The organism is Aminobacter sp. 01T433 (assembly GCF_056398585.1).
On record NZ_JBFTPR010000010.1, the window covers coordinates 177162 to 197503 of the forward strand.

The 20342-nt window shown below is 62.6% G+C and carries 16 protein-coding genes, 1 tRNA gene and 1 pseudogene; 9 read left to right on the plus strand and 9 right to left on the minus strand.

Annotated elements, in window-relative coordinates; all coding sequences use genetic code 11:
* Positions 1–21 precede the first annotated feature (21 nt).
* The 5 genes from rpsA to aroA form a co-directional block, all read right to left on the minus strand.
* A complete protein-coding gene (gene rpsA / locus AC1DLV_RS18860; protein ID WP_476786452.1) occupies positions 22–1719 on the minus strand; it encodes a 30S ribosomal protein S1 in 1698 nt (565 codons plus the stop codon).
* Between the two features lie 171 nt (positions 1720–1890).
* A complete protein-coding gene (cmk, locus tag AC1DLV_RS18865; RefSeq protein ID WP_476801409.1) occupies positions 1891–2529 on the minus strand; it encodes a (d)CMP kinase in 639 nt (212 codons plus the stop codon).
* A 19-nt stretch (positions 2530–2548) separates the two neighbouring features.
* Positions 2549–3250 carry an SDR family oxidoreductase gene (locus AC1DLV_RS18870; protein WP_476801410.1) on the minus strand — a complete coding sequence of 234 codons (702 nt, stop codon included), beginning with the start codon at positions 3248–3250 and terminating at the stop codon, positions 2549–2551.
* 16 nt (positions 3251–3266) lie between these two features.
* A complete protein-coding gene (gene rhuM / locus AC1DLV_RS18875) occupies positions 3267–4298 on the minus strand; it encodes a RhuM family protein (RefSeq protein ID WP_476801411.1) in 1032 nt (343 codons plus the stop codon).
* 86 nt (positions 4299–4384) lie between these two features.
* Positions 4385–5725 carry a 3-phosphoshikimate 1-carboxyvinyltransferase gene (gene aroA, locus AC1DLV_RS18880; protein ID WP_476801412.1) on the minus strand — a complete coding sequence of 447 codons (1341 nt, stop codon included), beginning with the start codon at positions 5723–5725 and terminating at the stop codon, positions 4385–4387.
* 173 nt (positions 5726–5898) lie between these two features.
* On the opposite strand from aroA, the gene AC1DLV_RS18885 reads away from it, so the two are divergent.
* The 3 genes from AC1DLV_RS18885 to AC1DLV_RS18895 all read left to right on the plus strand — a co-directional run bounded on the left by AC1DLV_RS18885 (position 5899) and on the right by AC1DLV_RS18895 (position 7170).
* Positions 5899–6285: a TIGR02300 family protein gene (locus AC1DLV_RS18885; RefSeq protein WP_476801413.1), complete on the plus strand. Its 387-nt coding sequence runs from the start codon at positions 5899–5901 to the stop codon at positions 6283–6285.
* Between the two features lie 145 nt (positions 6286–6430).
* Positions 6431–6506: transfer RNA gene (locus AC1DLV_RS18890), tRNA-Ala, on the plus strand.
* 139 nt (positions 6507–6645) lie between these two features.
* On the plus strand, positions 6646–7170 hold the full coding sequence (locus AC1DLV_RS18895; RefSeq protein WP_476801414.1) for a P-loop nucleotide/nucleoside kinase family protein: 525 nt from the start codon (positions 6646–6648) through the stop codon (positions 7168–7170).
* Between the two features lie 218 nt (positions 7171–7388).
* Here the strand turns inward: AC1DLV_RS18895 and AC1DLV_RS18900 are convergent, their stop codons facing one another.
* The 3 genes and pseudogenes from AC1DLV_RS18900 to AC1DLV_RS18910 form a co-directional block, all read right to left on the minus strand.
* Positions 7389–8609: an alanine racemase gene (locus AC1DLV_RS18900; protein WP_476801415.1), complete on the minus strand. Its 1221-nt coding sequence runs from the start codon at positions 8607–8609 to the stop codon at positions 7389–7391.
* Positions 8610–8655: 46 nt separating this feature from the next.
* Positions 8656–10535: pseudogene (locus AC1DLV_RS18905) on the minus strand (ABC transporter ATP-binding protein).
* A gap of 271 nt (positions 10536–10806) precedes the next feature.
* A complete protein-coding gene (locus AC1DLV_RS18910) occupies positions 10807–11760 on the minus strand; it encodes a LysR family transcriptional regulator (RefSeq protein ID WP_476801416.1) in 954 nt (317 codons plus the stop codon).
* Positions 11761–11925: 165 nt separating this feature from the next.
* Here AC1DLV_RS18910 and AC1DLV_RS18915 point away from each other — a divergent pair, with 165 nt between their 5' ends.
* From AC1DLV_RS18915 to AC1DLV_RS18940, 6 genes are all read left to right on the plus strand, one after another.
* Positions 11926–13812, plus strand: a complete 1887-nt coding sequence (locus AC1DLV_RS18915) for an ABC transporter substrate-binding protein (protein ID WP_476801417.1) — start codon at positions 11926–11928, stop codon at positions 13810–13812.
* A gap of 109 nt (positions 13813–13921) precedes the next feature.
* The gene (locus tag AC1DLV_RS18920; protein ID WP_476801418.1) at positions 13922–14932 is read left to right on the plus strand and encodes an ABC transporter permease; all 1011 of its coding nucleotides are present in this window, start codon (positions 13922–13924) and stop codon (positions 14930–14932) included.
* On the plus strand, positions 14929–15801 hold the full coding sequence (locus tag AC1DLV_RS18925; protein ID WP_476801419.1) for an ABC transporter permease: 873 nt from the start codon (positions 14929–14931) through the stop codon (positions 15799–15801). The genes AC1DLV_RS18920 and AC1DLV_RS18925 overlap by 4 nt, the downstream gene beginning before the upstream one ends.
* Positions 15802–15835: 34 nt before the next feature.
* Complete coding sequence (locus tag AC1DLV_RS18930; protein WP_476801420.1) at positions 15836–17512, plus strand: serine hydrolase domain-containing protein; 1677 nt, start codon at positions 15836–15838, stop codon at positions 17510–17512.
* Positions 17513–17520: 8 nt separating this feature from the next.
* Positions 17521–18612: an aminotransferase class I/II-fold pyridoxal phosphate-dependent enzyme gene (locus AC1DLV_RS18935; protein ID WP_476801421.1), complete on the plus strand. Its 1092-nt coding sequence runs from the start codon at positions 17521–17523 to the stop codon at positions 18610–18612.
* 18 nt (positions 18613–18630) lie between these two features.
* On the plus strand, positions 18631–19428 hold the full coding sequence (locus AC1DLV_RS18940) for a M55 family metallopeptidase (protein WP_476801422.1): 798 nt from the start codon (positions 18631–18633) through the stop codon (positions 19426–19428).
* A gap of 40 nt (positions 19429–19468) precedes the next feature.
* Here the strand turns inward: AC1DLV_RS18940 and msrA are convergent, their stop codons facing one another.
* Positions 19469–20206, minus strand: coding sequence for a peptide-methionine (S)-S-oxide reductase MsrA (gene msrA / locus AC1DLV_RS18945; RefSeq protein ID WP_476801423.1), 738 nt, complete (start codon positions 20204–20206; stop codon positions 19469–19471).
* Positions 20207–20342 lie beyond the last annotated feature (136 nt).

The window sequence follows — 20342 nt, forward strand, 5'->3', positions numbered from 1 at the left end:
TCACGACAATGAGCTGTTGGCTCAGTTGTTGCGGTTCTTCAGGGCTGCGCCCAGGATGTCGCCGAGCGAAGCGCCGGAGTCGGTCGAGCCGTACTGAGCGACTGCTTCCTTCTCTTCAGCGATTTCCAGCGCCTTGATCGAGACCTGCAGCTTGCGGGTCTTCTTGTCGAAGGCGATGATGCGGGCGTCTACCTTCTGGCCGACGACGAAGCGCTCTGGGCGCTGCTCGTCACGGTCACGCGACAGATCCGAACGCTTGATGAAGGTCTCGATGCCGCTCTCGACGAGACGAACTTCGAGGCCACCATCCTTGATGCCGGTGACTTCGCAGGTGACGACGGCGTTCTTGCGCAGTTCGCCAGAGGTCGCGGCTTCGACGACGGTGTCGCGGCCGAGCTGCTTGATGCCGAGCGAGATGCGCTCCTTGTCGATGTCGACGTCGAGCACCTGAGCCTTGACCATGTCGCCACGGTTGTACTCTTCGATGACCTGCTCGCCCGGACGGTTCCAGTCGAGGTCGGACAGGTGCACCATGCCGTCGACGTCGCCGTCGAGGCCGATGAACAGGCCGAATTCGGTCTTGTTCTTGACTTCGCCTTCGACTTCGCTGCCGACCGGGTGGTTACGGGCGAAAGCTTCCCAAGGATTCTCGAGCGTCTGCTTGAGGCCGAGCGAGATGCGGCGCTTGGCCGGATCGACCTCGAGCACAACCACGTCGACCTGCTGGGTGGTCGACAGGATCTTGCCGGGGTGCACGTTCTTCTTGGTCCACGACATTTCCGAAACGTGGATGAGGCCTTCGATGCCCGGCTCGAGTTCGACGAACGCACCGTAGTCGGTGATGTTCGTGACGGTGCCGGTGATCTTCTTGCCGATCGGGAACTTGGTGCCGATGTCGGACCACGGATCGCTCTCGAGCTGCTTCATGCCGAGCGAGATGCGGTGGGTTTCCTGGTTGATGCGGATGATCTGCACCTTGACCGTCTGACCGATGTTGAGGATTTCGGTCGGATGGTTGACGCGGCGCCATGCCATGTCGGTGACGTGCAGCAGGCCGTCGATGCCGCCGAGGTCGACGAACGCACCGTAATCGGTGATGTTCTTGACCACGCCTTCGACAACCTGGCCCTCTTCGAGGTTCTGCACGATTTCCGAACGCTGCTCTGCACGGCTCTCTTCAAGCACGGTGCGGCGCGACACAACGATGTTGCCACGACGGCGATCCATCTTGAGGATCTCGAAGGGCTGCGGGTTGTGCATGAGCGGGGTGACGTCGCGGATCGGACGGATGTCGACCTGCGAACGCGGCAGGAAGGCAACAGCGCCGTCGAGATCGACGGTGAAGCCGCCCTTGACCTGGTTGAAGATGACGCCTTCGACGCGCTCACCCTTGGTGAACTTCTCTTCGAGCTTGACCCAGCTCTCTTCGCGGCGAGCCTTGTCGCGCGACAGCATGGCTTCGCCAAGCGCGTTTTCGATGCGCTCGACATAGACCTCGACGGTGTCGCCGACCTTCAGCTGGCCGTCCTTGGCCTTGGCGCCGAATTCCTTCAGCGGCACGCGACCTTCGACCTTCAGGCCGACGTCGATGATGGCCATGTCTTTTTCGATGGCCGTAACGATACCCTTGACGACCTGGCCTTCGCCCGAATGACCGTCCGAGAAGGACTCTTCGAGCAGGCTCGCGAAATCGTCGCGGGAGGGATTAGCTTGTGACATTAGATCTCCTGGTGCGTCCCGCCTTGCGGGAGCGGCGCCGTGGGTTAGCGTTGCGTTGGCCTGCCGACACCCCGGGCTGAAAGCCCTTGGCCGCCCAAAGCGGCAAATCGGCGCAAGAAGAATGCTGGCAGGTCGGTTAAGTGGCGAAACCTTGCGGCTTCATCCGTATCTTCAACTTCCAAGGACCCGATCGACGATGTCCCTGGCTGCGGAAAACGCGGCTTCTATATCCATTTCTGACGTGTCGAGCAAGTGCGCGTCGTCGGCAGGGCGCAATGGCGAGTCGGCGCGGCCGCTGTCGCGCTCGTCGCGGCGCACGATATCGGCCAGGATACCAGTGAAATCGGCGGTTCCGCCATTGGCCTCGATTTCGGCCAACCGGCGCCGCGCGCGGACCTCGGCACTTGCCGTGACGTAGAGTTTGATCTCCGCGTCCGGACACACCACCGTGCCGATGTCGCGGCCGTCGAGCACCGCACCTTGCGGCGAACGCGCGAACTGGCGCTGTTTTTCGACCAGAATCTTGCGCACCTCGGGGATGACCGCGACCTTGGACGCGGCCTCGCCTACGGCATGTGCTGAAAGCACCTTGCGGTCGAGATGGCCGAGATCGACGAGCTTTGCCGCCTCGATGGCGTGCGCAACGTCGTCGAGCGGCCAGCCCTTTTCAATCAGCATGTGGGCCACCGCGCGATAGGTCAGCCCGGTGTCGAGCAAAGCGAGGTGATAATAATCGGCGAGCCGACGGGCCAGCGTGCCCTTGCCGGCGCCCGCCGGGCCGTCGATCGCGATGGTGATGGAGGTAGGCATTTTTCGCGCGGGTTCCTCGTCAGATGCCGCGCATCAGGCCGCCGTCGACCTTGAGGCTCTGGCCGGTGATGTAGGCGGCACCGTCAGATGCGAGGAAGGCGATGGTCGCGGCGATCTCCTGCGAGGTGCCGTAGCGCTGCATCGGCACGCCGGCGCGGCGCTCGTCGGTCTGGGGCAGACTGTCGATCCAGCCCGGCAGCACGTTGTTCATGCGGACATTGTGGGGGGCGTACTGGTCGGCGAAAAGCTTGGTGAAGGCGGCAAGGCCGGCGCGCGCGACCGCCGACGTCGGGAACATCGCCGCCGGTTCGCTGACCCATGCGGTCGAAATGTTGACGATAGCGCCGCCCTTCTGGGCGACCATGATCGGCGCAACCAGCCGCACCGCGCGCACGACATTCATGAAATAGACGTCGATGCCGGTGTGCCACTGCTCGTCGGTGATCTCCAAAAGCGGAGCGCGCGGCCCGTGACCGGCGCCATTGACCAGCGCGTCGATACGGCCCCACTTTTCCACGGTCAGCTCGACAAAGCGCTTCAGATCCTCGTTCGACTGGTTGGAACCGGTGAAGCCGAGCCCGCCGAGCTCCTTGGCCAGCGCCTCGCCCTTGCCGGACGAGGACAGGACGGCGACGGCATAGCCTTCGGCTGCCAGCTTTTTCGCCGCCGCAGCACCCATGCCGCTGCCGCCGCCGACGATCATCGCTACTTTGTTGGTCATGCTATTCTCCCTATCCCTAGCGCTTGGGCGTCTTCGGAAGGCCCTTCGACTGCCTCACCAGATCCGCGATGGCTCGGTCCGCCTCGTCCTGGCGTGTCAGCTTCCGCGTCTGGTCAAATCTTTCATACTCAGCTTCGGCGAACTGCCTGGCCGTAGAGGCTTTTACCGAGCCGCCTGTTCGCAGCACGTTTCGCCCCAGATTGGCAAGCTGTCTGTCGAGCAGATTTTGTGCGTCCAGCATCACAACGAGGCGACCGAGGTCAAGCTGATCCTCGAAAATGTCCAGGAGGATCGTGGTCAGCCTGTTCAGTTCGCGAATTTCTGTTTCGGCGAGGTAGTTCTTGGAGACAGCAACGTCCGCCTTGCGGATGCTATCGCCTTGCCAGGCGGTCAGGCCCATGTTCGCTACTCTGTGATCGGCTCTTTCGGAGATGATCTCGGCCGGGGTGTGCGAAGTCACCGCAAATACGAGCTTGGCCTGGGTCTTCTGATAGAATTCGCGGGCCGCCTCGCTGTTGCCGTCGTAGTCCTGGCACATGGCGCAGATGCTGCGCAGCTCCCGGTAGACATTGGCTTCGTCGGATCGGATGTCGCGAATGATCTCGCGCAGCTCGGCGACACGGTCGCGGGCCTCGGGTTGCTTGAGGCGAGGGGCATCGACGACGAAGCCCTTCTTGGCAAACTGAACGAGAATGCCAGTCGCCCATCGTCGGAAGATCGTGGCCTGCGCTGAGGAGACGCGGTAACCGACGGAGATCACCATATCGAGGCTGTAGAGCACAGCTGGCCTACCGCTAGTTGTTTGCGCTTTTTGCAAAGAACCAGTTTCGTCCAGCTCGCCTTCCTCGAGCACATTCGCGATGTGCCTCGATATTGTCGATACGTCTCGCCCGAACAGCTGCGCGATCTGGGCCTGGCTCATCCAGAGCGTGTCGCCTTCGTACCGAATGTCGAGACGAAGGCCTTTGTCTGAGTTGTAGACGAGGAAGCGGTCGCCGGATTCTGCATCCTCGACCAGATGAACGGGCCCGTCGCCGCCGTTGCTCATTGCTCCATCCAATTCCTAGCAAGCGGAACATAATGGCAACATTGCTATGGCAGTTCCTGCCTGGACGCAAGCCAACCGGAGGCTGCTTACTCGATCTCGGCACCCAGATTGGCCATCAGGCCCATGAATTCCGGAAAGCTCGTCGCGATCATCGCCTGGTCGTCGACGGTAACAGGTTTTTCCGAGGCCAGCCCCATGACCAGGAAACTCATGGCGATGCGGTGGTCGAGATGGGTTTTCACCGTGCCGCCGCCAAGGCCCTTGCCGCCAGGCACGCCGCGCACCGACAGTGTGGTCTTGCCTTCGGTGCAGTCGACGCCATTGGCTTCGAGCCCGCGCGCAACAGCTGCGAGCCGGTCGGATTCCTTGACGCGCAGCTCTTCCAGGCCCTGCATCAGGGTTTCGCCCTCGGCAAAGCAGGCAGCAACAGCGAGCACCGGATATTCGTCGATCATCGACGGCGCGCGTTCGGCCGGAACCTTGACGCCCTTGAGCTCGGAGCCGCGCACGCGCAGGTCCGCGACGTCCTCGCCGCCGGCATCGCGGCGGTTGAGGATCTCGATCGAACCGCCCATTTCGATCAGCGTGGTGATCAGGCCGGTGCGGGTCGGATTCATCAAGACGTTTTCGATTGTGACGTCAGAGCCCGGCACGATCAGCGCTGCTACCAGCGGGAAGCCGGCCGAGGACGGATCGCCGGGAACGGCGATGATCTGGCCGGTGAGCTTGCCCTGGCCTTCGATGAAGATGTGGCGAACGCCCTGCTCGTCGGCCTGGACCTCGATATTGGCGCCAAATCCCTTGAGCATCTTTTCGGTGTGGTCGCGCGTCATCACCGGTTCGATGACGGTGGTGATGCCGGGCGTGTTGAGGCCCGCTAGAAGGACCGCCGACTTGACCTGGGCGGATGCCATGGGCACGCGATAGGTGATGGGCGCTGCCTGGCGGGGCCCGCGCAACGTCAGCGGCATGCGGTCGCCGGGCGCGGCGTTGATGACCTGCACGCCCATCTGGCGCAGCGGATCGAGCACGCGTCCCATCGGCCGGCCGGACAGCGAAGCGTCGCCGATGAAGGTGGTTTCCATGTCATAGGTGCCGACAAGGCCCATGGTCAGGCGCGAGCCGGTGCCGGCATTGCCGAAATCGAGCGGCGCTTCAGCCTGCAACAGGGCGCCATTGCCGGTGCCCTGGATGATCCACTCGCCGTTGCGCTTTTCGATATGCGCGCCCATGGCCTTCATTGCGTCGCCGGTGCGCATCACGTCTTCGCCTTCAAGCAGGCCGGTGATGCGGGTTTCGCCCGAGGCAAGGCCGCCAAACATGAAGGAGCGGTGGGAAATCGACTTGTCGCCGGGCACGCGGGCGGTTCCAGACAGGGATTTCGACTTCCGGGCGACGGCCGGCTGTGGCACAGCTTGATGCGACATGATGGTTCCTCGTGCGGGATGGCCCAAGAAATCGGGCTTTCCCAAAGATTGCGGCGGTGTCGTAGCATCGATTGCGATAAGGGTCATCCCCCATTGCCCTTGCCGGGGATTTGGCTTTGACAGCGCCACCAACTGGGGCTAAGGGGACGAAAATCTAGAAAACGAGGCCTGACGTGGCAAAATCCGAGCTTGGCACAAAGCGTATCGACCCGGAGACGGGTCGCAAATTCTATGACCTGAACAAGGACCCGATTGTTTCGCCCTATACGGGCAAGACTTATGCGCGTTCTTATTTCGACGACGGCAAGGCTTCAGCCATCATCGAGGAAGAAGAGGAAGTCGAGACCAAGGAGCTCGACGCCGAGGAGGATGCTCCCGAGGTGGTTTCCCTGGAGGACGCCGACGAAGAGTCCAAGGCCGCCGACGACCTGCCGGATCTCGACGATGACGACGTCGATCTGGGCGACGATGACGACGACACCTTCCTTGCCGAGGAAGAAGAAGACGACGACGACGTCTCCGACATGATCGGCGTCGGCGACGACGACGACGAGATCTGACACGCCTTTTCGGCAAACCAAAAAAAGGTTTCGATCAAGGCTTGCCAATGGTCGAATGCGGCGCTAGAAGCCGCCAACAACACCGGCGCGGACGACAAATTCGCGCCGACCTTTGCCGGAAACGGCACCCGGCCCAGGCCGGTGTGGGGCCATAGCTCAGCTGGGAGAGCGCCTGCATGGCATGCAGGAGGTCAGCGGTTCGATCCCGCTTGGCTCCACCATTTATTTTAATAGTACCATAAAATCAGTGGCTTGATGGGGTGGCGGTAAGCGTTGCGTACCACGCTTTGTAGCTCTGTTCGGTCAAAGCTATCCCGACGCGAGACAAATCGCCCCGCAACGCGCTGCGGCTGTTCGAGGATGGCAAACTATTGCCAAAGGTTCCCCATGCCCACGCTTTACCTCACGTGCGGCCTTCCCGGTTCGGGTAAGACGACGCTTGCGAAGAGGATCGAACAAGAGACGTCAGCGCTTCGCCTTACGGGCGACGAGTGGATGCACAAACTCTACCCCGGCATTTCCACCCCGGAAGCGGAGACCGGTCCATGCCGAAGCAGGGTTGAGAGCCTGCAGTGGGAGATTGCCATCCGTGCGCTGAAGCTCGGCTGCAACGTCGTTGTCGACTGGGGGGTCTGGTCGAAGGAGGAACGGGACATTTGCCGCACGAGCGCTCGTGGGGTTGGTGCGCGGGTTGTCTTGTATTTCCTTGACGTTCCGATTGACGAACTTTGGAGTCGGCTTTCGCAGCGCAACGCCGAGCTTCCAGCCGGCACGTTCGATATCCCGCGTGAGGCACTTGCTAGATGGTCGGACCTGTTCCAGCGCCCTACGGATGATGAGTTGGCCCTCTATGACGTGCCAGTGGATGGTGCGGGCGAGTACTAGGTCCGCCCCCAAAACTCACTGCGGTTCCATCGCGTCTCGGCGCCCTGACCGGCCACCTGGACCACTCAGCCCTGAGTAACGGACATGGGTGGACTTTGCGACGATGCCGGAATGATTCGACGCAACTCGCTTCGACCTGCCTCTGCAGCTAGGCCGCGCGCCGATACTGGCACGGTTCGCATCCCGGCATCTATCGCCACTCATGGGGCAGCACGGCGTCAGGTTTGGCAGCTGCGGGCGTCGACCGGTAGCGTCAGTGCTTCACCATGTTCGCGGCGCAGCGTGAAGCGGTCGAAATTGGCGATCGAGGCGCAGGAATGATTGGGGAAAACACGCACCCGGCTGCCGAGCGGCAAGCTGCGTCCCGACAAGGGCACGAAGCCATGTTCTTCGGACATTCGCTCAAGCGTCCACACACCAGCGTCGGCGTCGCCGTCCGCCGAAACCACGATACCGAAGCCGGCGCCGCCCATGCCATGCGCACCACGGTCGGAGCTCATGCTCTTCGAGCCCGCATCGATGATGAAATGCTTGTCGTTTGAGGCAACGACGCGGGCGACGACCGACAGCGCCAGATCGTCGGCGGTGCAGATGCCAAGCCTGAGTGCCGTGCCGTCGAGAAAGACGTAGTTGCCTGGCCGGATGCAGTCGACTTGCTGGAGCGGCGCGCCGACACATGTGGGCGTTGCCCCGACTGAAATGCAGGCCACCGCGATGCCCCGGCTTTTCAGCTCGGCAGCGAGGCCGGACATGGCCGCTGCTTCATCGCGGGCGACGGCAGCAATGGCGTCGGCATCGGCGGCGGCATAGGAGTGGCCGGCATGCGAGAGCAGGCCGGCGAAGCGCAGGCCTTCGGCCGCGACGATCTTTTCGCAAACGGCTAGTGCCGCGGGGTCATTTGGCTTCAGGCCGACACGGCCGAGGCCGACATCGACCTTCAGAAAGACGCCCAGCTCGACCCCGTGGCGAATGGCGGCGGCGGACAGTGCTTCGACGCCTGTGACACTTGCGACAATGGTGCGCAACTCGGTGCCATGCGCCTTCACAGCCGGCAGCAGGCGGTCGAGCGATTCCGCGCGGACGATGGGGTAGCAAAGGATAATCGAGGGGATGCCTGCCTCGACAAAGACCAGTGCTTCGCTCGGCTTGGAGGCGGTGATGCCGCGCGCGCCCAATGCCAGCTGCTGTTGCGCCAGATAGATGCTCTTGTGTGTCTTGACGTGCGGGAACATCGCAAGGCCGGCCGCGTCGGCGCGGCTTTGCATGGCCTGCATGTTGCGCTTTAGCCGCATCTCGTCGACCTCGACATATGGCGTTGGCCGCTCAGCGGCCGCTGGTCGCCGCAGACCCGCGATCTTCAGCTGGGAGGAACTGCCAATATCCGACGTCACGCTGCCAGCCGCGGGGGCGACCGCCAGCGACACATTTGAAGTGGTCATTTAGGAATGCTCTGATTTCGAAGAGGAACTCTGGATGGTACCGCCGTCAGCCTGTCGCGACCTGGCGCACGAAATGGGTCGATGAGATTTGATGCATCGGCAGCTCGATAGGTACGAAATCCGGCGCGCGCATGGCGCTGGGGATTTCGTCCGACATCGGCTGGCGTCCCTCCGGGCGCTGCGTCGGATCGGCTATGGGAACCGTCGACAGAAGCTTGCGGGTATAGGGATGCTGCGGATTGTTGAAGACCGAGCGACGATCGCCGATCTCGACGATTTCACCGAGATACATGACTGCGACGCGGTGGGCGATGCGCTCGACCACGGCCATGTCGTGGCTGATGAACAACAGCGCGATCTGCATGTCGCGCTGCAGGTCCATCAGAAGATTGATGACCTGTGCCTGGATCGTGACGTCGAGCGATGCCACGGCCTCGTCGGCGACGATGAGCCGGGGGTTGAGCGCCAATGCGCGGGCGATGCATATGCGCTGGCGCTGGCCACCGGAAAACGCATGCGGATAGCGCTCGAGAAGTTCGGGCGAGAGCTCGACCTTGGCCATCAGCTCGGCCGCGCGGGCGCGCATGGTCTCGGTCGAGCCAAGCTTGTGCACCCGCATCGGATCCATCAGCGACTGCTCGATGGTCATGCGCGGGTTGAGCGAGGAGAACGGGTCCTGGAAGACCATCTGCGCCTGCCGGCGAAACCGCGCCACGACCTGACGCGGCGCGCCGACCAGTTCGGTGCCGTCGAAGCGGATCGAGCCGGAGCGCGGCTTGTCGAGCTGCATGAGCGAACGGGCGACGGTGGATTTGCCGCAGCCCGACTCGCCGACCAGCGCCAGCGTCTCGCCGGGGAAGATGTCGAAGGAGACGTTCTCCACGGCATGCACACGACCCGAGACATGGCCGAACAGCCCAGCCTTGAGGTCAAAACGGGTCACCAGATTGCGGACTTCGACCAGCGGCTGCCGGGTGTCCTTGTGCTGGGCGGAAGCGTTCATTTGCTCACCTCGGCGAGCTGGCGCTCGGGCTCGAACACCAGCAACGGGAATTTTTCCGGCGCATCCTTGTCGGCCATGCTGCCAAGCCGGGGCACGGCTGAAATCAGGGCGCGCGTATAGATATGCTTGGGGTTGGCGAAGATGTCGTAGACGGAGCCGGTCTCGACGATCTCGCCCTTGAGCATGACGCAGACACGGTCGGCGACTTCGGCCACCACGCCCATGTCGTGGGTGATGAACAGCACCGACATGCCGATTTCGTGCTGCAGGGCGCGCACCAGATCGAGGATCTGCGCCTGGATGGTCACGTCGAGTGCTGTGGTCGGCTCGTCCAGGATCATCAGCGAGGGACGGCAGGCTAGGGCGATGGCGATCATCACCCGCTGGCGCATGCCGCCGGAGAGCTGGTGGGGATACTGGTCGAGCCGGCGTTCGGCGTCGGGAACGCGGACCAGCTTGAGCGTGTTGAGTGCGATCTGGCGCGCTTGCGCCGGCGTCTTGTCCTGGTGATGGATCACCGCCTCGGCGATCTGGTCGCCGATGGTGAAGACCGGGTTGAGACTGGACATCGGGTCCTGGAACACGATCGAAATGTCGGCACCCCTCAGTGCCTCGACGCGTTTTTCGGAGAGCTTGGAGAGGTCGGCGACCTTGCCGTCCTTGAACCGCATCAATATCCGGCCGCCGGTGATGGCGGCGCCGTCATATTCGGTCAGCCGCATGATCGTCATTGCGGTGACGGACTTGCCCGATCCGGATTCGCCGACCAGCGCCACCGTCTCGCCGCGTGAGATGGTGAAGGAGATGCCGCGCACGGCGCGCACGTTCGCCTTGGAGCGAACTGCGAAGGAGACTTCGAGGTCCTCCACCGACAGGATGACATCCTCGGGCATTTCAAGTTTTGCGGCTTTGGCAGGGATCATCGGCACATGGACCCGTTTCAACGATGGACGTTGCGTTGACGGGCATCGAACGCAACGGCGCGGCGTTCTGTCAATAGGCCGGGAAGGGGCTGCCGACGCGCTTGTGTGGGCGATCAGCGCGGTTCGGCGCGGATGACACGTTGTCCAGCTCGGGCAAAAGCCAGCGAAATCAACGTGTCGCGACTGGCGCTGCCAAAACTATGCGTGTCACGCATTGCGCCACCTGTCTTCGCATATCGTGGCGCACAGGCAATTCGAGGCGCTTGAACGGTCAGGCCGCGTCCAGGGTGGACTCGAAACCGTTCTTGTATTGTGGAAGTTCGGCGCATTGCTTGAGGTGTCTCCACAACGCGTCGCCGTCGTGGCTGCTACCGCCGACACGCCTGAAGATGCGGATCTCGACCTCCAGCGACATTTGCGGGCCGCCGATCTGGACGAGTTGGCCGTGCTTCATCGCCTCGGCGACGCAGATCTGCGGCAGCCAGGCCACGCCGCGTCCGGCAACGGCCATGTGCTTCAGTCCGTCGGCAAGTGCCGACTGGTAGACAGTGCTGAGATTGAGCGGGCGGCGCCAGCGCGACTGGATCAGATTGGTCAGCTTGCCGATATAGCCGTCGCTCCAGGAATAGGCGAGGTAAGGGATCTCGGTGCTCTCGGGCACGTCAATGTCGAACAGCGCCCTGCCGTTTTCGTCTGTTCCGGACACCAAAATCAGCCGATCCTTGCCGATTTGCAATGATTCGAACGGTCCACCCTCCAGAACCGGCGGGCCGTCGGGATGGACATAGGTGATGGCGAAATCGCACTGGCCCGAGCAAAGATGGTCGACGCTTTCGAGGAAATCCGCCGCATGCATGCTGGTGCGCAAAGGCATGCGCGAGATCAGCGGCGAGCTGATCCATTTGGGGAAGAAGTACATCGCCAGCGTGTGCAGCGAAGTGAAAGTCAGCATCGCCGAGCTCTCGCCGGCAACATTTCGGCAATCAGTGCGCAGGCGATAAGCTTCGCGCACCAGCCTCTGGCAGCCGGGTAAAAACATGTTGCCAGCCCGGGTCAACTGTACTGGATAGGTACTGCGGTCGATCAGGTCGGCGCCGATCCAGCTCTCCAGCGATTTGATGCGACGGCTAAACGCCGGCTGCGAAATATTCCGCGCCGTCGCTGCCGTTGAGAAATTCCGCGTCGCGGCGATTTCCAGAAAATCTTCAAGCCATTGCAGTTCCATGCCGGGCCTCATGCGTCTTTTGCATAGTCCATCCTATCTACACATTGGACAGACCGGCAAGCGCTCTTCTAGCCTTTCCCTAACGAGAAGAGAAACTTCCGCCTCCACCACAAGGGAACGATGATGAAACGAGCCTTAGCCCTAGCCCTTTGTCTGGGGCTCGGCATGACGGTTGCCCCCGCCATGGCCGAGACCAAGAACCCTGGAACATTCGTGTTCATGTGGACCGACGACATCCAGTCGTTCGATCCCGCCTACATCGCCAACACGCCGAGCTCTTATGGCTCGCTCAACATCTACAGCCGCTTGCTGAACTTCAACGGCTCGAAGATCTCCGAGTTTGTACCGTCGCTGTCGACCGAGGTGCCGTCGCTCGAAAACGGCCTCATCAAGCAGGGCGACGATGGCTCGGTGAGCTACACCTTCCCGATCCGCAAGGGCGTCCACGCCCACAAGGTTGGCGTCAAGGGCGCCGACGGCAAGATCACCTGGGAATATTACGACAAGCTGACAGACGCCCAGAAGGCGGCGATCGAGCCCGGTTACGGCGAGATCACGCCGGAAGACGTGCGTTATTCGCTGCTGCGCGCCATTCTCCAGGGGCAGTCGTGGATGTCGAATGCGATCACCGAGGTGATGACCGCCGGCAAATACACCGACATCGCCAAGTGGGTGGAGACCGAAGGCAAGGTCAAGTCGATCAACGACGCCACGCCTGAGACACTGCGCGCGGTCTATGACCAGCTGGCCTCGCAGATCGTCGTCGACGGCGACAATGTCACCCTCAAGCTGCCCAAGTCGTTTCCGGCCACGCTCGGCGTGATCGCGCTGCCGTTCGGCACCTCGGTCCTCGACAAGGAATGGGTCGCCTCGGTCGGCGGCTGGGATGGTGAGGGCGACGACTGGAAAAAGCACTATCGCCCGGAGCTCGGCGCCAATCCGCTGTTTGCCGAGGAAAACGGCACCGGTCCGTTCATGCTCGAGGAGTGGGATCGCACCGACCGTCGCATCACGCTGAAGCGCTTCGATAATTATTTCATGGGCCCCGCCAAGCTTGAGCGGGTCGTCATGCGCACCGTTCCGGAATGGACGACACGGCGCCTGCAGCTCCTGTCTGGCGACGCCGATTTCGTTACCACGCCAGTCGAGTTCATCGACGAGCTGAGCAAGACCGAGGGCGTCAAGGTCATCGACGGCCTCCAGAAAGTGTTCTCGCGCGGCGTCTTCTTCGCTTGGCCGCTTGACGACAACGACAACCCCGCTATCGGCAGCGGCAAGCTGGACGGTGCTGGCATTCCGCCTGATTTCTTCGGCGACATCGATGTGCGCAAGGGCTTCAACTATGCGCAGAATTACGATGCGCTGCTGAACCAGGTGCTGCTCGGCAAGACGGTCCAGGCACGTGGTCCGACGGTGCGCGGCATCATGGGTTATCGCCCGGATTCACCTGTCTACAGCTACGATCTGGCCAAGGCCGAGGAACACTTCAAGAAGGCGTTCGACGGCAAGCTGTGGGACACCGGCTTCACCTTCACCGCCTATGTGACGGAAGGCTACCCGCAGCTGACCGCAGCCCTGTCGGCGCTGCAGCAGGGCCTGTCGCGGATCAACCCGAAGTTCAAGATGCAGATCCAGGCGCTGCCATGGGCCTCTGTTTCGGACAAGCTCAACAACCGCGAAAAGCCGGCTGCTCCGCTGACCGTGATGGGCTGGGGTCCCGACTATTCCGATCCGGGCGGCCCGCTGGGTGCGGCAAGCTACTACCTCTCGCCCACCGGTCTGGTCGGCGGCATGGCTGGCCAGGGCTACCGCGACCTGATGGCGGAGAAGTTCAAGCCGCTGCTGGATGAAGCCTGGGCTTCGAGCGATCCGGCCGTGCGCGAGCCGATCTACGCCAAGCTGCAGGAAATGTCGTACGACTACGCCACCACCCAGTTCTTGTGGGAGGACTTCGGCTACGTCGTCACCCGCAGCAACATCGACGGCTATGTCGACAACATGATCCTCTACGGCGCCTGGGACTTCTACCCGGTGACCAAGGCCAACAACTGATTGGCTACCGGCACGTCGGGCGGCAACGCTTGCCCGACGTGCCCCTTGCTTCATTTCCCCTGAAATCGGAACGTGTGGACCTGTGCTGAATTACGCGCTCAGACGACTGATGATGTTGCCCATCGTCTTGTTCGCTCTGTCATTGATGATCTTTGCGCTGCAGATGTCGCTCTCGCCGACACAGCGTCTGGCGGCTTACGCGCCGTCGCCTGACTACCTCAAGGGTGGCCAGGAAAGCATCCGTCGAATGATCGAGCAGTACGGGCTGAACGATCCTTTCTACGTCCAGTACGGCCGCTGGATCGGCGGCATTTTGACCGGCAATCTCGGCTGGTCGGAAACGGCCCGGCAGCCGGTGTCGACGGCACTGATGTCGCTGTTTCCGGCAACGCTGGAACTTGTCGTCCTGGCCTTCATTCCTTGCCTGCTGCTCGCCGTTTTCCTGGGCTCGCGCGCCGGCATCTATCTCAACCGCTGGCCGGACCACGTCATCCGCATCTTCACCATTTTGGGCTGGTCGTTCCCGGTCTACGTCTTCGGCCTTTTGATGCTGCTGATCTTTTATTCAGCGCTCGACTGGTTTCCGCCCGGACGGCTCAGCCAGTGGGCGCAGACGATCGTGAGTTCGGATGAGTTCGTGCGCTACACCGGCGCCAACACGATCGACGCGCTGCTGAACGGCAATTGGGCGATCTTCGGTGACTCGCTTCGCCATCTCGCCGCACCCGTCATCACGCTGACCTATGTCAACGTCGCCAGCATGACGCGGGTGATGCGCACCTCGATGCTGGAGACGCTGCGCCAGGATTATGTGCGCACGGCCCGCGCCAAGGGCCTGCCGCGCCGCGTGGTGGAGCTCAAGCACGCCCGTCGCAACGCGCTGCTGCCGGTGGCGACCATCGCCGGCATGGAACTGGCGGTCATGATGGGCGGCGTCGTCATCACCGAAACCATCTTCGACTATGCCGGCCTCGGCCAGTTCGCCGCCAAGACCGCGGCCAATCTCGATTTTCCGGCTGTCCTGGGCTTCGGCCTCTACTTCGCGGTGGTTCTCGTCGTGATGAACCTGATCGTCGACCTGATCTATCCGCTGCTCGATCCGAGGGTGAAGGCGCAATGAAGTTTCTTCGCTACCTCGCGCGCAATCCGATCTCCCTGCTGGGCGTTGTCATCCTTCTGGCCTTCGTACTGATCGCGATCTTCGCGCCGCTTCTGGCACCGCCGCAGAGCTTCCAGCTGTCGCCCTACGACACGCCGCGCGCCGGCTTTTTGGCAACGCCGATGCCGCCGTCGCGCGACGCGATCTTCGGCACGACGCAAGGCCAGTACGACATCTTCTACGGCGTTGTCTGGGGCACGCGCACGGCCTTCAAGATCGGCCTCGGCGTCGTTGCGATCTCGGTGCTCGTCGGCACCATCGTCGGTGCGGTTGCCGCCTATTATGGCGGGCTGATCGAGGAAGTCCTGATGCGCATCGTCGACGTGTTCATGGCGGTTCCGTTCCTCATCGCCGCGATGGTGCTGACGGCATTGCTGGGCAAGGGCATCTGGCCGATTACCATCGCGCTGACGACGTTCGGCTGGATGAGCTACGCCCGCGTCGTGCGCAGCGAGATCCTGAGAATCCGCGAGATGGACTATATCCACGCGGCCAGGAGCTACGGCGCGAGCGACCTCAGGCTGATCGTGCTGCACATCCTGCCCAATGCGATGTTCCCGGTGCTGGTGCTCGCGACCATGGCCACCGGCTCGATGGTGCTGTCGGCCTCGGCGCTCAGCTTCCTCGGCGTCGGTACCGAGGAGGGCTATGCCGACTGGGGCCAGTTCATCGCGTATTCGCGCAACTGGATCGTTGGCCAGCCCGGCAATCCGTTCCAGTTCTGGTACACGCTGGCTTTCCCCGGCGCTGCCGTCTTCCTCTTCGTTTTGTCGTGGAACCTCGTCGGCGACGCGCTGCGCGACATGCTCGACCCCCGCCATTCCCATTGAGATTTCCCATTTTTGAGATCAAGGAGCGTTTTTCATGCCCTCTCTGTCTGCCGCCGGAATTGAGCTGTTCGAGGACCTGATCCGCTACGAGGTCGAAGACAAGGCGATCCCGTCGATCTCCTATGCGCTCGTCGATCGCGACGGCGTGCTGGCCCAGGGCCACATCCAGCGCAAAGATCGCCATTTCGACATGCGCGAAGACACCTGCTTCCGCATCGGCTCGATCACCAAGACCTTCACCTCGCTGGCGCTGATGCAACTGGTTGAAAAGGGGCTGGTCGACCTCGATGCCGATGTCTCGACCTATCTGCCCGGCTTCAACCCGATCAATCCGTTCGCCGGTGCCGAGGGCGGACCCAACGGTTCGGTCATCAGCCTGCGCAAGCTGTTGACGCATACGGCCGGTCTAGTGCGCGAGCCCAAGAGCGGCCATTATCTCGATGCGACCCGTCCGCCCCTTGAAGATACGGTCAACGAGCTGGCAAGCTCGACGCTGAAGCAGGATCCGAGCGTCGGCATCATGCACTATTCCAATGCCGGCATCGCCGTTGCCGGGCGGGTCATCGAGGTGGTGACCGGCCAGAGCTATTCCGATTACGTCGCCCAGCACATCCTGAAGCCTCTCGGCATGAACAACTCGTCATGCGGCATGGCGCCGGGTATCCGCGAGCGCCTTGCGCCCGCCGACATGTGGACGCTGGACGGCGACACGCCGGCACCGGTGTTCAGCCTCGGCGGCTCGCCTGCGGGCAACATCTTTTCGACCACCAGCGACATGGCGCGTTATGTCCAGTGTCTGTTGCGCGGCGGCTTCGACGCCAAGGGCAATTCGATCGTCTCGCCGGCCTCGCTGCGCGAGATGTGGGCGCCCTTCGGCAAGCGGCCCGACAGCCTGGACAAAACGATGGCCGGCTACGGCCTGTGCTTCGGTGCCGGCGAACTCGATGGCTGGGAGTCGGTCGGCCATGGCGGCGCGGTCTATGGCTATGCCTCGCACATGCTGATCCTGCCCGGCGCAGGCATCGGCGTGCTGGTTTTCGCGACGCTCGATTTCGCCAACCAGATCGCCTCGCGGCTTGGCATCGACGGCCTGCGCATCGCGCTTTCGGAGCGCAAGATGGGCAAGGCGCTGGAGCGCATGCAGCGCCCTCCGGTCATTGCCGACGAGCAGTTCAAGACCTTGCCCGGCTACTACCGCGATGAGGCCACCAAGGAGGTCGTCGAGGTCAAGGCCAAGACCGGCAAGCTCTATCTGATGGGCGATGGCGTGCCGCTGCAGATCCGCCCCGTCGCCGGCAAGGACTTCGTCATCGACGGCCGCATCTACGGGCGCGGCGCCGGCTATGCCCACATGAACCTGTCCTTTCCCGAACCCGGCAAGCTGGTCTGGAAGGACGCCAGCTGGACGCGCATCGAAGCCCCGGCCGACGAGACGGTACCCGACGAGATCAAGCCGCATCTTGGCGAATACGGGCCGGACTTCAACATCACCTATCTGACCTACAGCCATGGCGGGCTGAAGTGCCTGATCGAGTATTTCTGCACCCATGCGTGCGAGCCGGTCGAAGAAGGGCGGTTCCGCATGCATGGCAAGCTCTATGAGGACGAAATCCTGGAGCTTGATGCCGTCGACGACAATGGCAAGCGCGGCATCCGTGTCGGGCCGATGTTTCTGGAGCGCCGCGCATCCTCCCAAGCGGCAGCGGCCTGAGCAAGAGCATGAGCGGTCTGTTCAAAATGGAATCGCCCATCGGCGCCCGCATGGTTATTGGCGGGCGCGAGGTCGATTATTACTGCGGCACGTCCTACTTCTGCCTGCATGGCCACCCCGAGGTGATCGAGGCGGCCTGTGCCGCGACAAGGCAGTATGGCATGGGACCAGGCACGCTGGCGCACATGCAGGTCTATGCCGACCTGCAGGAACGGCTGCGGGAATGGTTCGGCACCGAGGAGGTCGTCTACATGATCTCCGGCTACACCAGCCCGATGGTGCTGCTGCAGGGCCTGCGCGACGATTTCGACCTCATCTTCATCGACGCCGCGACCCACTACAGCACCCGCGATGCGATCCCGACGCTGGGCAAGCCGGTGCACGAATTCCGTCATGCCGATGCCGGCGATCTGGCCGAGCAGCTGTCGCGGCATGTCGGGGCAGGGCAGCGGCCGGCGGTGCTGACCGACGGGGTGTTTCCTTCGTCCGGCAGGCTTGCGCCGCTGAACGACTACCGGCAGGCGATGGCTCCTTGTGACGGCGCGCTTCTGTGCGTCGACGATTCCCATGGCGTTGGCGTCTTGGGCGAAACCGGGCGCGGGTCGTTGCAGCACGCCGGGCTCGAAGGCGAGGGCAACTTCTTGGCCGGCACGATGAGCAAGGCGTTCGGCGCGCTCGGCGGCGTTGTGCCCTGCGACGCGGCACTCGCCAAAAAGATCACGCAAAACGCCATGATCATGCGCGGCGCTTCGCCGGCACCACCTGGCCTTGCCGCAGCGGCTGCTGCTTCGTTGCGGGTGCTGCAGACGAGCGACAAGCGGGCCAATCTGGCGCGCAATGTCCGCCATATGCGCACCGGATTGCGCAATCTGGGCTTCGAGGTTGCCGACACGCCGGTGCCGATCGTCACCGTCAAGGGCGTCACCGACCTGGAGCGGATGCGCGATCGCCTCGCCGAGCGTGACATCATCGTCAGGGTCCAGCAGCCGGGCGGCTATTCCGACGCGTCCGACGTGCCGACCATGCGGCTCGCGGTGTTTTCCGAGCATTCTCCAATCCAGATCGACAGGCTTTTGTCGTCGATGTCCGAGCTTCTGTAAAAACCGTAGGGAACGATCATGAAAGTTTTCATTAGCGCCGATATCGAAGGCACCGCCGGCATCACCGTCTGGGACGAGGCCAGGAAGGGGCACGCCGCCTATGACGAGTTCCGCGAATACATGACCGACGAGCTGGTGGCGGCCTGTGAAGGCGCCAAGGCGGCTGGCGCCAAGGAAGTGGTGGTCAAGGACGCGCACTCCACCGGGCGCAACCTCATCCTGTCGAAGCTGCCGGCCTATGTCAGCATCATCAGGGACTGGAGCGGTCACCCCGACATCATGATGTTCGGCATCGACAAGAGCTTTTCGGCGGCACTCTACACCGGCTACCACAACAAGGCAGGCACCGACACCAACCCGCTGGCGCATACGCTGACCGGTACGGTGTCGCGCCTTTTGATCAATGGCGAGGTAGCGTCGGAATTCACGCTGAACGCCCTTTGTGCCGCGCGCTACGGTGTTCCGTCGGCGTTTCTTTCAGGCGATGCAGGCATGTGCGCCGAGGCCAAGGCGATCGTCTCGGGCATCGGCACCGTTGCGACCAGCGAAGGCTTTGGCCCAGCGACCCGGTCGCTGACGCCAAAGGCCTCTGTGGCGGCCATTCGCGAAGGCGTGGAGAAGGCACTGTCGGGCGATCTGAAGGGCTGCCTGCCCAAGCTCGCCGACCGCTTCGAACTGGTCGTCGAATACACCAATCCGACCGAGGCCTATCGCGGCAGCTGGTATCCCGGCGTCGAGCACGCGGCGCCACGCACGCTGCGCTTTTTTGCCAGCGATTTCTTCGAAATCCAGCGTGCGATACGTTTCATCGTCTAGGCATTTCGCCCCACACTGCCATGGCGCGCCCGGGGGCTGGTCAGTTGGATGCCTTGGCTTCCGACACCAGCACCGGGTCGCTGCGGTAGCGGTCGGGGAAGAGGCGCTTGAGGTTTTCGATCTTCGGTAGATCGTTATAGACGATGTAAGGATAGCTCGGGTTCAGGGCCAGGAAGTCCTGATGATAGGCCTCGGCCGGATAGAAGGCGCGGCCGGGCTCGACGCTGGTCGCAATCGCCGCATCGTAGATCCTGGCCTGGTTGAGTTGGGCGATATAGGCCTTGGCGATCTTCGCCTGCTCGGCATTGGCCGGGAAGATGGTCGAGCGATATTGCGTGCCGGTATCGGGTCCCTGGCGGTTCAATTCGGTCGGGTCGTGGGCGACCGAGAAATAGATCTGCAGGATCCGGCCATAGCTGATCTTGTGCGGATCGAAGGTGATCTTCACCGACTCCGCATGCCCGGTCGAGCCGGTACTGACGGTGTTGTATTGCGCGGTGCTGCTGTCGCCGCCGGAGTAGCCCGAGACGGCATCCTTGACACCTGAGACATGCTGGAAGACGCCTTGCACCCCCCAGAAGCAGCCGCCTGCCAGGACCGCTACCTCCGAACCGCCTTGTGCCGGCTCGTCGAGTGCTGGCGCCGGGATTTTTATCCCCTCCTGGGCAGCGCTCGGTGCTGCGGCAAAAGCCCAGGCGCCGACTGCCGCAGCAGCTGCTGAAAGCCAGAATGCCTTGCTATGCCAGGTGGTTTTCGCTCTTGAAAGTGCCTTGGTCATCGGTCTTCTCCCTATGCCGGCAGTTGCACAAGATACGAAGGCCGAGGTGGTTTTGTTACCGGCAATAGCTGAGGTCACGCGCAAGTGAATGCGCGTATCAAAACCAAACGGCCCCTGCTTTGCGGTGAAGCAGGGG